This window comes from Streptomyces sp. SUK 48, from assembly GCF_009650765.1.
Taxonomy (GTDB): Bacteria; Actinomycetota; Actinomycetes; order Streptomycetales; family Streptomycetaceae; genus Streptomyces.
Window position 1 is genome coordinate 5,278,170 of sequence record NZ_CP045740.1, and the last position, 12,661, is coordinate 5,290,830.

The 12,661-nt window shown below is 72.8% G+C and carries 7 protein-coding genes and 1 pseudogene; 6 read left to right on the forward strand and 2 right to left on the reverse strand.

The window, feature by feature from the left end:
- Window positions 1-26 precede the first annotated feature (26 nt).
- The 5 genes and pseudogenes from GHR20_RS23185 (at window position 27) to GHR20_RS23205 (ending at window position 8,504) form a co-directional block, all read left to right on the forward strand.
- Entirely contained in the window at window positions 27-947 is a 921-nt protein-coding gene (locus GHR20_RS23185) for a serine hydrolase (RefSeq protein ID WP_153814264.1), read from the forward strand.
- 72 nt (window positions 948-1,019) lie between these two features.
- Window positions 1,020-2,104: pseudogene (locus GHR20_RS23190) on the forward strand (esterase-like activity of phytase family protein).
- An 83-nt stretch (window positions 2,105-2,187) separates the two neighbouring features.
- Window positions 2,188-5,958, forward strand: coding sequence for an ABC transporter ATP-binding protein (locus GHR20_RS23195; RefSeq protein ID WP_153814265.1), 3,771 nt, complete (start codon window positions 2,188-2,190; stop codon window positions 5,956-5,958).
- Window positions 5,959-6,072: 114 nt separating this feature from the next.
- Window positions 6,073-6,462 (forward strand): hypothetical protein, encoded by a 390-nt coding sequence (locus tag GHR20_RS23200; protein WP_111584495.1) that lies wholly within the window; start codon window positions 6,073-6,075, stop codon window positions 6,460-6,462.
- Window positions 6,463-6,581: 119 nt separating this feature from the next.
- Window positions 6,582-8,504, forward strand: coding sequence for a glycoside hydrolase family 3 protein (locus tag GHR20_RS23205; protein WP_153814266.1), 1,923 nt, complete (start codon window positions 6,582-6,584; stop codon window positions 8,502-8,504).
- A gap of 63 nt (window positions 8,505-8,567) precedes the next feature.
- Here the strand turns inward: GHR20_RS23205 and GHR20_RS23210 are convergent, their stop codons facing one another.
- Window positions 8,568-9,362 (reverse strand): sugar phosphate isomerase/epimerase family protein, encoded by a 795-nt coding sequence (locus GHR20_RS23210; RefSeq protein WP_111584497.1) that lies wholly within the window; start codon window positions 9,360-9,362, stop codon window positions 8,568-8,570.
- A 189-nt stretch (window positions 9,363-9,551) separates the two neighbouring features.
- On the opposite strand from GHR20_RS23210, the gene GHR20_RS23215 reads away from it, so the two are divergent.
- Window positions 9,552-10,979 carry an alkaline phosphatase family protein gene (locus GHR20_RS23215; RefSeq protein ID WP_148023658.1) on the forward strand — a complete coding sequence of 476 codons (1,428 nt, stop codon included), beginning with the start codon at window positions 9,552-9,554 and terminating at the stop codon, window positions 10,977-10,979.
- A gap of 559 nt (window positions 10,980-11,538) precedes the next feature.
- On the opposite strand, the gene GHR20_RS23220 is transcribed toward GHR20_RS23215, so the two are convergent.
- Complete coding sequence (locus tag GHR20_RS23220) at window positions 11,539-12,585, reverse strand: LacI family DNA-binding transcriptional regulator (protein ID WP_153814267.1); 1,047 nt, start codon at window positions 12,583-12,585, stop codon at window positions 11,539-11,541.
- Between the last annotated feature and the right edge of the window lie 76 nt (window positions 12,586-12,661).

The following is a 12,661-nucleotide window of genomic DNA, read 5'->3' on the forward strand; positions in this document are numbered from 1 at the left end:
CACGTCGTTCCCAGGGGGACCCCGATATGACCCACCGCTTCAGCCGGCGCGCCAAGGCGTCGGCCGCGGCGCTCGGTGCCGCGCTGCTCATACCCACCGTCGCGGCGGCCACCCCGGCCGCCGCGACGCCGCCCGCCGTGAGCTGCACATCGGGCAAGGCCGGCCTCGCCGCCCAGCTGACCAAGGACATCACCGCGGCGCTCGCCGACCGCAAGAGCACCGTCGCCATCGGCCTGTACGACCGCAGCACCAAGACCACCTGCACCCTGGGCGGCACCACCGCGTTCGACTCGGCCAGCACCGTCAAGGTCACCGTGCTCGCCGCCCTGCTGTGGGACGCCAAGAAGAACAACCGGTACCTGACGGACGACGAGGCCGCGCTCGCCACTGCCATGATCACCCAGTCGGACAACGACGCCACCAGCGCGCTGTGGAAGCAGCTGGGCCTCGCGAAGATCAAGGGCTTCCTGGCCGCCGCCCAGATGACCAAGACCGTGCCGGGGCCGGACGGTTACTGGGGCCTGACCCAGGAGAACGTCACCGACGAGCAGAAGCTGCTCCAGCTGATCACCGCCAAGAACAGCGTGCTCAGCGACAACGCGCGCGCGTACATCCAGCAGTTGATGGGGAACGTCGAAGCCGACCAGCGCTGGGGCACGCCCGCCGGCGCGCCGTCCACCGTCTCCGTGCACGTCAAGAACGGCTGGCTGGAGCGCTCCACGCACGGCTGGCGCGTGCACAGCCTCGGCACCTTCAACGGCGCCGGCCACGACTACATGATGTCCGTGCTGACCCAGGACGACAGCACCATGGACTACGGCGTCACCACCATCCAGGACGTCGCCCAGGCCATCCACAAGGACCTGGTGCCGGCCACCGCCAAGACGACGCGCTACGTCCCCACCAGCAGGCCCAGCGAGGCGTTCGTCGCCACGCCCGCACGGTAGCCGCGAACCTTCATCACGAAGTCAACACAAAGTCTCCCGCGCGGAGTTGACTCGCGGCTACGGTGATCGACCATGCGCCTGAGACATGTCATCGCCACCGTCACCGCCGGCCTGGCGGCCGCCACCACACTGACCGCCGCCGGGCCCGCCGCGGCCCGGCCCGCCGCCCTCGGCTCCAACCCGCGCGCGGGCCACGCCTGTTCGTCCACCGTCTCCATCGACCGCTTCTCCGACGCGCTCGACAAGACGACGTACGACGGCACGTTCGTCGGCAACTTCTCCGCCCTCGCCGTGGACCGCGACGGATCGCTCGTCGCCCTGGAGGACCGGTCCCAGCTGTTCGACCTGGACGCGAAGACCCTCGCTCCCAGGTCCGCCGTGCACCTCGCGGACGAGAACGGCGCCGATCTCGACTCCGAGGGCCTCGCCATCGACCTCCCCCACGCTCGGCTTCGCTCGCGCGGGGGACCCCCACCGGCACCCTCCTCGTCACCTCCGAGACCGAGCCCTCCATCCGGCGCTACTCCCGGGACGGCAAGATCCTCGACCGGCTCCCCGTACCGTCCTCCCTGCTCGTCGCCCCCGCCGGCCGCGCCACCTTCAACCAGACCTTCGAGGGCCTGACCCTGCTGCCCGGCGGCCACACCCTCCTCGCGTCCATGGAGGACCCGATCGCGGGCGACGCCGCCGACCTCGTCCGCTTCCAGACCTGGACCCGGACCAAGGGCGACCACTTCCGCCTTGCCGCGCAGTACGCGTACCGCATCGACGCCGGGCTCGGCGTCCCCGAGGTGCAGGCCACCCCCGACGGCCGGCTCCTCGTCCTGGAGCGCGGCTTCACCGCCGGCGTCGGCAACACCGTCCGCCTCTACCTGGCCGACCCGCGCCACGCCACGGACACCAGCGGCATCGAGAACCTCACCGGCCAGAGCGGCGTCCGGCCGATCAGGAAGACGCTGCTGGCCGACATCGCCGCCTGCCCCTCCCTCGGCGCCACCGCCAGGCAGCCGCAGCCCAACCCCCTCCTCGACAACATCGAGGGCATGGTCATCACGGGCCGCGACCACACCGGCCGCCTGAAGGTCCTCCTGGTCAGCGACGACAACCAGAACCCGGTCCAGACGACGCGTTTCTACTACCTGCGGGTGCGCGCCTGACAGCCGATTGTTACGGCGGGATGAAATCACCCCCGCCCGTGTTGGTGCCTTCCGGAAAAGTACGACGAACGGGAGGCACCGGCGTGGGACCACAAAGGGGATGGGCACGGCGGCTCGCGGGCTACGCCTGGCGGTATCCGAAGGACGTCGTCCTGGCCCTCGGCTCCTCGCTCGCCGGTATGGCCGTCACCGCCGTCGTCCCCCTGATCACCAAGGTGATCATCGACGATGTGATCGGCGCCCACACCCGCTCCATGGCCCCCTGGGCCGGCGCCCTCGTCGTCGCCGCGGTGCTGGTGTACGCCGCCACCTACGTCCGCCGCTTCTACGGCGGCCGGCTCGCCCTCGACGTCCAGCACGACCTGCGGACCGAGATGTACGACACGATCACCCGCCTCGACGGCCGCCGCCAGGACGAGCTGTCGACCGGACAGGTCGTGGGCCGCGCCACCAGCGACCTCCAGCTGATCCAGGGCCTGCTCTTCATGCTCCCGATGACCATCGGGAACGTGCTGCTCTTCCTGGTCTCCCTGGTGATCATGGCCTGGCTGTCGCTGCCGCTGACCCTGGTCGCCCTCGCCGTCGCCCCCGCGCTCGGCTGGATCGCCCGGCGCAGCCGCAGCAAACTGCACCCCGCCACCTGGTACGCCCAGGCCCAGGCCGCCGCCGTCGCGGGCGTGGTCGACGGCGCGGTGAGCGGCGTCCGCGTGGTCAAGGGCTTCGGCCAGGAGGCGCAGGAGACCGGCAAGCTGCGCGAGGTCGGCCGCAAGCTGTTCGCGGGCCGGCTGCGCACCATCCGCCTGAACAGCAGGTACACCCCCGCCCTCCAGTCCGTCCCGGCGCTCGGCCAGGTCGCCATGCTCGCCCTCGGCGGCTGGCTCGCGGTGCGCGGGCACATCACGCTGGGCACCTTCGTCGCCTTCTCCACCTACCTCGCCCAGCTGGTCGGCCCGGTCCGCATGCTCGCGATGGTCCTCACCGTCGGCCAGCAGGCCCGCGCCGGCACCGAGCGCGTCCTGGAACTGATCGACACCGAGCCGACCATGAAGGACGGCACCCGGGAGCTGCCCGCCGACGCGCCCGCCACCGTCGAGTTCGACGACGTGTCCTTCGGGTACGCCGAGGACACCAAGGTCCTGGACGGGCTCAGCTTCGAGATACGCGAGGGTGAGACGCTGGCCGTGGTCGGCTCCTCCGGCTCCGGCAAGTCCACCCTCTCCCTGCTCCTGCCGCGCTTCTACGACGTCACCCACGGCGCCGTCCTGATCGGCGGCCACGACGTCCGCGAGCTGACCCACTCCTCGCTGCGCGCCGCGATCGGACTGGTCCCGGAGGACTCGTTCCTCTTCTCCGACACGGTCCGTTCGAACATCGCGTACGGCCGCCCCGACGCCACCCAGGACGAGATCGAGGCCGCCGCCCGCGCCGCCCAGGCCGACCGCTTCATCCGGGAACTTCCCGAGGGCTACGACACCAAGGTCGGCGAGCACGGCCTCACCCTCTCCGGCGGCCAGCGCCAGCGCGTCGCGCTCGCCCGCGCCCTGCTCACCGACCCCCGCCTGCTGGTCCTGGACGACGCCACCTCCGCCGTGGACGCCCGCGTGGAACACGAGATCCACGAGGCGCTGAGGGAGGTCATGCGCGGCCGCACGGCCGGCCCCTCGCCCGACCACCACCCCTCAACGAGCGCCGGCGCGCGCACCACCTTGTTGATCGCCCACCGCCGCTCCACCCTGAACCTCGCGGACCGCATCGCCGTCCTCGACCGTGGCCGGCTCGCCGACCTCGGCACCCACGAGGAGCTCCAGCGGCGCTCCGCCCTCTACCGCAGGCTGCTGACCGACCCGGACGAACTGGGCGGCGTCTCCCCGGGCCACACGCTCCCGGACGAGCCGGTCGAGGACGACAGCCTGCGCGCCGAGCTGGACGCGGAGTACGACGCCGAGCGCGGCGTCACCCCCCATCTGTGGACCGGCGACCGCGCGCCGAAGGACATGGCGCTGGCCGGGACCCCCGCCACCCCCGCACTCCTCGCCCAGGTCGACGCCCTGCCCCCGGCCACCGACACCCCCGATGTCGACGAGGACAAGGCGGTGCGCCCCGAGGACTCCTACGGACTGCGCCGGCTGCTGCACGGCTTCGGGCTGCCGCTGCTGGTCAGCCTGGCGCTGGTCGCCGTCGACGCGGGCGCGAGCCTGGTGCTGCCGGTGCTGATCCGGCACGGCATCGACGCGGGCGTCACCCAGCTGGCCATCGGCGCCGTCTGGTCGGCCTCGCTGCTCGCCCTGCTGGTGGTGCTGGTGCAGTGGGCCGCGCAGATCGGCGAGACCCGGATGACCGGCCGTACCGGCGAACGCGTCCTCTACACGCTCCGGCTCAAGATCTTCGCGCACCTCCAGCGGCTCGGCCTCGACTACTACGAGCGCGAGCTGACCGGCCGGGTGATGACCCGCATGACCACCGACGTCGACGCGCTGAGCACCTTCCTGCAAACCGGCCTGGTCACCGCGTTCGTCTCGGTCGTCACCTTCTTCGGCATCATGGTCGTCCTGCTGGTGATCGACGTGCAGCTCGCCCTGGTCGTCTTCATCACGCTGCCCCCGCTGATCATCGCCACCTTCTTCTTCCGCCGGGCCAGCGTGAAGGCGTACGAGCTCGCCCGTGAGCGGGTCTCGGCGGTCAACGCCGACCTCCAGGAGTCGGTGTCCGGGCTGCGGATCGTGCAGGCGTTCCGCCGCGAGCGGGACGGCGGGCGGCGGTTCGCCGGGCGCAGCGACGGCTACCGTGCCGCCCGGCTGCGCGGCCAGTGGCTGATATCGGTCTACTTCCCGTTCGTGCAGCTGCTGTCCTCCCTCGCCGCGGCCGCCGTGCTGATCGCGGGCGCGGGCCGGGTGGAGGCCGCCACCCTCACCACCGGCGCGCTGGTCGCCTACCTCCTCTACATCGACCTCTTCTTCGCCCCCGTGCAGCAGCTGTCCCAGGTCTTCGACGGCTACCAGCAGGCCACCGTCTCCCTCGGCCGCATCCAGGAACTGCTGCGCGAGCCGACGTCCACGAAGGAGGCCGAACAGCCGCGTGCCGTCACGTCGTTGCGCGGTGACATCGCCTTCGAGGGCGTGCGCTTCGCGTACGGCGACGACGAAGCCGCCCTCGCCGACGTCGAGTTGACGATCCCCGCGGGCCAGACGGTCGCCTTCGTCGGCGAGACCGGCGCCGGAAAGTCCACGCTGGTCAAGCTGGTGGCCCGGTTCTACGACCCGACGGACGGGCGGGTCACGGTCGACGGCACCGATCTGCGCGACCTGGACCTGACCGCCTACCGGCACCGGCTCGGCGTGGTGCCGCAGGAGGCGTACCTGTTCCCGGGCACCGTCCGCGACGCCATCGCCTACGGCCGCCCCGGCGCCACCGACGCCGAGGTGGAGGCGGCCGCGCGGGCGGTCGGCGCGCACGAGATGATCGCCACCCTCGACGGCGGCTATCTGCACGAGGTCGCCGAGCGCGGCCGCAACCTCTCGGCGGGCCAGCGCCAGCTGATCGCGCTCGCCCGCGCCGAACTGGTCGACCCGGACATCCTGCTCCTGGACGAGGCCACGGCCGCGCTGGACCTGGCCACGGAGGCCCAGGTCAACCAGGCCACCGACCGTCTGGCGGGCCGTCGTACCACGCTGGTGGTCGCCCACCGGCTGACCACCGCCGCCCGCGCCGACCGGGTGGTGGTGATGGACCGCGGCCGGGTCGCCGAGGACGGCACCCACGAGGAACTGCTCGCCCTGGGCGGCCGCTACGCCGAGCTGTGGCGAACCTTCGCCGGGCGCGCCGAGCCGGAGGAGCCGGTCGGCGCGGTCCGCTGAGCCCGCCGGTCCGTGAAGATGACGATCGTGCAACCATCCGGCATACCCCCTGCGTCGTACATGCGTACGGCCGCCGGGGGACGGCCTGGACGCATTTTCGGGGAGGACGAACACGTGGATAGTGGTGCGATACGCCGGCGTCTCACGCTCGGCCCGGCCCTGCTGGCCGCGGCCGGACTGCTGGCCTTCGCGGCCTCCGGCACCGCGCAGGCGGCGCCCAGCAGTTGCTCGGGGGACCAGGTCAGAACCCTCTCCTTCGGCTCCGGTGTCACCCGCGTCTACCGGCAGGGCGACTACGTCTGCGCCATGACCCTCGCCCGCAGCCCCGGCACCGTCCGTGCGATGTCGGTCAGCGTCCAGGCCCGCGGCAGCCGTCCGGCCAGGGACGCCGGCCACTTCCTGAGCCACGCCGGGCCGGTGACCGTGCACGCCGGGCACCGCTGCGTCTGGATCCGCGGCACGGTCGGCCAGAACAGCGTCAGCTCGGGCTGGATCCTCTGCTGAACCGCCGCCCGCGTCGACACGCTGACCGCTGTGCGTTCCCTTGACGGAAAGAAACTTCCCGGATATTGGTGACTCCTTGGAAGTTTCCTTCAGCAGTTCTCCTCTGGGAAGGAGCGCACGTGCCCGACACCAGCACGGGAAGCGACACCAGCAAGAGAGGCACAGGAAACACCGGGGGCGAGGGCGGCGGGGCCCGGCTGTCCCGGCGTACCGTCCTCGCCGCGGGGGCCGGCCTCACCGCCGCGCTGACCGTGCCGGCCACGGCCCGCGCCGCCACCCCCGACGAGCGCCGCCTCAAGGCCCTGATCTCCAGGATGTCGCTGCCGGAGAAGGTCGGCCAGCTCTTCGTGATGCGGGTCTACGGCGCCTCCGCCACCGCCCCCGACCAGGCCGACATCGACGCCAACCTCGGCGAGCTGGGCGTGCGCACCGCGGCCGAGCTGATCCGGAAGTACCGGGTCGGCGGGATCATCTACTTCACCTGGGCCCACAACACCCAGAACCCGCACCAGATCGCGGACCTCTCCAACGGCATCCAGAAGGCGTCCCTGGACCAGCCGCGCGGCCTGCCGATGCTGATCGCCACCGACCAGGAGCACGGCGCGGTGTGCCGGGTGGGCGAACCCGCCACGCTGTTCCCCGGCGCCATGGCGATCGGCGCGGGAGCGAAAGGGCGCGAAGCGCTTGCCCGGCAGGGTGGCGGCGGGAGAGGGGTGGGCGGTCCGGCCGCCGACGCGCGCACCCTGGGCCGGATCTCCGGCACCGAACTGCGCGCCCTCGGCATCAACCAGGACTACTCGCCCGATGCCGACGTGAACGTGAACCCGGCCAACCCGGTGATCGGGGTCCGCTCCTTCGGCGCCGACCCGGCGGCGGTAGCGGAGCTGGTCGCGGCCGAGGTGGAGGGCTACCGGTCCGCCGGGGTCGCCGCCACCGCCAAGCACTTCCCGGGGCACGGGGACACCGCCGTCGACAGCCACTACGGCTTCCCGGTCATCACCCACAGCCGGGAGCTGTGGGAGAAGCTGGACGCGGTGCCGTTCCGGTCGGCGATCGCGGCGGGCATCGACTCGGTCATGACCGCGCACATCGAGTTCCCGGCCCTGGACGACTCCGGCGACCCGGCCACCCTCTCCAAGCCCATCCTCACCGGCATCCTGCGCGGCGAACTCGGCTACGACGGCGTGGTGATCACCGACTCCCTCGGCATGGAGGGCGTGCGCACCAAGTACGGCGACGACCGGGTGCCGGTGCTCGCGCTGAAGGCCGGCGTGGACCAGCTGCTCAACCCGCCGTCCATCGACACGGCCTGGAACGCGGTCCTGAAGGCCGTCCAGGACGGCGAGCTGACCGAGGCCCGCCTCGATGAGTCCATCCTGCGCATCCTGCGGCTGAAGTCCCGGCTGGGCCTGTTCGACCGGGCCTTCGTGGACCGCAGGGGCGTGGACCGCCTGGTCGGCGCCAAGTCCCATCTGGCCGCGGCCGACCGGATCGCCGAGCGCACGACGACCCTGCTGGTCAACGAGGGCGCGATCCTGCCCCTCGACCGGCACCGGGAACCCCGCCTGCTGGTGGTCGGCGCCGACCCGGACTCCCCGTCCGGCACCACGGGCCCGCCGACCCGCGTTCTGGCCGCCGCCCTCACGGAGGCGGGCTTCACCGCCACCGCGCTGCCGACCGGTACGAGCCCCTCCGCGGCGGTCATCGACCAGGCGGTGGCCGCCGCCCAGGACGCGGACGCGGTGGTGGTCGGCACCTACAACGTGAGCGCGGGCAGCTCCCAGCGGACCCTGGTGGAACGCCTGCTGGCGACCGGCAGGCCGGTGGTGGCGCTCGCCGTGCGCAATCCGTACGACGTGGCCCAACTCCCGTCGGTCCGGGCCTTCCTGGCGTCGTACTGCTGGACCGACGTCGAACTCCGGGCCGCCGCACGGGTGATCGCGGGCCGTGTCGCACCGCGCGGCAAGCTCCCGGTGCCGGTGCAGCGGGCCGACGACCCGACGAAGATCCTGTACCCGATCGGCCACGGCCTGACGTACTAGGACGGACGGGGGCGGGCCTCCACCGGGGTGCGCCCCGCCGGGCCGCACCCGCCGGCCCGCCGGCTACGCCGCCTCGCCGAGCAGTCGTACGAGGTGCTCGCGGCCCGCGGCGAGCAGGCCGGGCAGCGGGGCGGCCCGCTCGTACCACCGCTTCTCGTACTCCCAGCACAGCCAGCCGTCCCAGCCGCCCCGGCTGAGCACCTCCACGCACTCGGTGAGCGGCAGCACGCCCGCGCCGAGCGGCAGCGGGGTGCTGTCCTCGGCCGAGGCGATGTCCTTGACCTGCACATATCCCAGCTGCGGGGCGAGCGCCGCGTATGTCTGCGCGGGCTGCTCGCCGCCCAGCCAGGTGTGCATCACATCCCACAGCGCCCCCACCCGCCGATGCCCCACCGGGCCGAGCACCCGGATGGCGTCGGCGCCGGTGCGGTGCGAGTCATGGGTCTCCAGCAGGATGCGCACCCCGAGCGCGGACGCGTCCTCGGCGGCGGTCCCGAGCCGCCGGGCGGCGATCGCGTCGGCCTCCTCGTGACCGCCCTCCCCGCCGGGGAAGACGCGGACGAAGGGCGCGCCGAGATCGTGGGCGAGCCGGAGCAGCTCCCGCAGCTCGCCGAGCACGGGCGCGTCGTCACCGGGCGCGGCGACCCGCGCGTACCCGGCCACGCACAGCGGTTCGATGCCCGAATTCCTGAACAGGGCGGCGGTGTCGGCGCGTTCGGCGGGGGAGAGGCCGGGGTGGACCGGTTCCTCGGGGTGGGCGCGCAGTTCGACGCCGTGGTAGCCGTGCTCGGACGCGAGCGCCAGGACGTCCGGGACGGGCAGGCCGGGGACACCGAGAGTGGAGAACGCCAGCTTCATGCCTCGGCACCCTACTCGACGGGCCCGCGCCGCCCGCCCCGTCTCGGCATAAGCCGCAATGTCATGACTTCCCTAAAGGGACCCCAGGTGTTGGCCGTGTTTTCACCACCGAGCTCTGCCGTACCGATCGGCTTGGGTAGAGAGTGTCTGCTGGTCTGGTCCACGAGAACCCCTCAAGAAGGGCAATTCATGGCAGAGTTGACTCGACGCAGACTCATCGGCTCGGGCGCCGGCGCGCTGGGCGGCGCGGCGGCCCTCTCGCTCCTCCCGCCGAGCGTCCAGAAGGCGGTCGCCGCCGACGCGCCCAGGCACAGCTCGCTGCGGGACATCGAGCACGTCGTCCTGCTGATGCAGGAGAACCGGTCCTTCGACCACTACTTCGGCACGCTCTCCGGCGTACGCGGCTTCGCCGACCCGCGCGCGCGGCGGCTCGACACCGGACGCAGCGTCTTCTACCAGCCGGACGCCGAGAACCCGAAGGGCTATCTGCTCCCCTTCCACCTGGACACCCACAAGTCCAGCGCCCAGGCCATCCCGTCCACCAGCCACGCCTGGTCGGTGCAGCACCAGGCGCTGAACGGCGGCAAGATGGACCAGTGGCTGCCCGCCCACCGCAAGGCCGACGGGGTCAACGGCCCCTATGTCATGGGGTACTACACGCGCGAGGACATCCCGTTCCAGTTCGCGCTCGCGGAGACCTTCACCATCTGCGACAACTACTTCTGCTCGGTCCTCGGCCCCACCTGGCCCAACCGCCTGATGTGGATGACCGGTTCGATCGACCCGGGCGGCACCCAGGGCGGCCCGATCATCAGCAACTCGGCCCCGACGCCGTACCGCTGGACGACGTACGCGGAGCGCCTCCAGGCGGCCGGGGTCAGCTGGAAGGTCTACCAGCAGGACGACGACTACGGCTGCAACCTGCTGGAGCAGTTCGCCACCTTCAAGAACGCCCAGCCCGGCTCCGACCTCTACGAGCGCGGGGTGCGTCCGCAGCCCGAGGGCACCTTCGAGGACGACGCCCGCAACGACCGGCTGCCGGCGGTGAGCTGGATCATGCCGACCAGCTACCAGTCGGAGCACCCGGACTATCTGCCCGCCGCGGGCGCGGACTTCGTGGCGTCGAAGATCGAGGCGATCGCCGCCAACCCGAAGGTGTGGCGCAAGACGGCCTTCATCCTCAACTACGACGAGAACGACGGCCTGTTCGACCATGTCGTGCCGCCCACCCCGCCCGCCGGGACCGAGGACGAGTTCATCGGCGGGCTGCCGATCGGCGGCGGCTTCCGGGTCCCGGCGATCATCATCTCGCCCTGGACCGTGGGCGGCTGGGTCGCCACCGAAGCCTTCGACCACACCTCGGCCCTCCAGTTCCTGGAGCGCTTCACCGGGGTCGAGGAGCCGAACGTGAGCGACTGGCGGCGCGACACCTTCGGCGACCTCGCCAGTGCCTTCCGCTTCTCCCGGACCGTCCCGCGCGCACCCCGGCTGCCCGATGACACGGCGGAGCAGCTGGAGAAGGCGAAGGAGGAGGTGGCGACGCTGCCCGCGCCGCGCCTGCCCGACGCCGACCAGACATTCCCCCACCAGGAACGGGGCCACCGCCCGCAGGTCTGAGAACGGAGGCGGCCCGGGACGGCCGGACTCGTCCCCCGCCCCGGCCCGCCCCGCTTCCCACGCCCGCATGAGGAGGCGCGACCCACCGCCACGGACATCCGGCGCCGCCCTTCGCCCACCGTCCCGCCCCGGCGTCTCCGCAGTCCGCCGGCCGCTGGTGTGCCCGCGTGCCGGGCCTTGCCATGCCGGACCGGCATGCCGGGTCTGTGCCCGCACCGGCAGGGCAGGTCCGCCCGCCAGACGCCCTTCCACCCCCTCGACGCCCCTCCCCGGCCACCCAAGCCCCCTCAGCCCCGCGCCCTGTCGGCCCCGCGCTCCGTCGGTCCCGCGCCCTGTCGGCCTCGCGCCTGTCGGCCCGCGCTCTCTCGGCCTCGCGCCTGTCGGTCCCTTGCCCTGTTGGTCCCGCGCTCCGTCGGTCCGCGCCCTGTCGGTCCCGCGCTCCCTCAGCCCCGCGCCCCCTCAGCCCCGTGCTCTCTCGGTCCCGGGCTCCCTCGGCCTCGCGCCTCTCCGTCACGCGCCCCCTCAGCCTCTCGGCCTCGCGCCCTCTCGGTCCCGCCCCTCAGCCCCGTGCCACCCCCGTCGACCCCCGGACCACCAGTTCGCCCCGTACCGCACCGATTCCGCCGGCCGGGGCCTCCTCGCGGGCCATGGCGATGCGTCCGGCCCGGGCTCCCGCCTCGGTCAGGGGCAGGCGGATCGTCGTCAGGCCGGGGACGACGTCCACGGCCACCGGGAGATCGTCGAAGCCGGTGACGGACACGTCCTCGGGGACGCGCAGGCCGGCGTCCCGCAGGGCGGCGCACGCACCCGCCGCGACGGAGTCGTTCGCGGCGACCAGCGCCGTCAACGCCGGTTCCCGGCGCAGGAGTTCGCGCGCGCCCTCGTACCCGGAGCGCCGGTCGAACCGGCCGTGGACGGTCCACCGCGGATCGTCCTCGATGCCCGCCGCGGCCAGCGCGGCGCGATGCCCCTCCAGCCGGTGCCGGGTCGTGGAGCGCTCCTCGGGCCCGGCGAGATGTCCGAGCCGCCGGTGCCCGAGCCCCACCAGATGCTCCGTCACCGCCCGCGCACCGCCGAGGTTGTCGAAGGTGAGCGCGACCGCCCGCGCCTCCGGCACCGGGGGCCGGCCGCACAGCACCACCCGCGTGCCGCCCTCCCCGAGCTTGCGCAGCTTCGCCGCGACCGCCGCCGCGTGCGGCGCGTCCACGACCGCGCCGCCGGTGAGCACGACCGCCGCCGCCCGCTGCCGTTGCAGCAGCGTCAGGTACTTCAGCTCCTGCTCCGGCGAGCCCCCCGTGTTGCAGACCACCGCGAGCCGCTCACCGCCCGCCCGCCCCCCGGTGCCGCCGATCTCCGCCTGGATCGCGCTCGCCATGATCCCGAAGAAGGGGTCGGCGATGTCGTTGACGAGGATGCCGACCAGGTCGGACGTGGCGGCGGCCAGCGCGCTCGCGGGCCCGTTGAGGACGTAGTCCAACTCGTCCACCGCCCGCAGCACCCGATCGCGGGTCGGCGCCGCCACCGGGTAGTTGCCGTTCAGCACCCGCGACACCGTCGCGGGGGAGACCTGGGCGCGCGCGGCCACGTCCGCCAGGGTCACGGTCATCTCGTCGTCCTCCGGTCGCGCGGCTCGTGGTCTCGTCAGGGCTGGTAGACGGCCTGAACAGGGCTGCGGTTCCCGC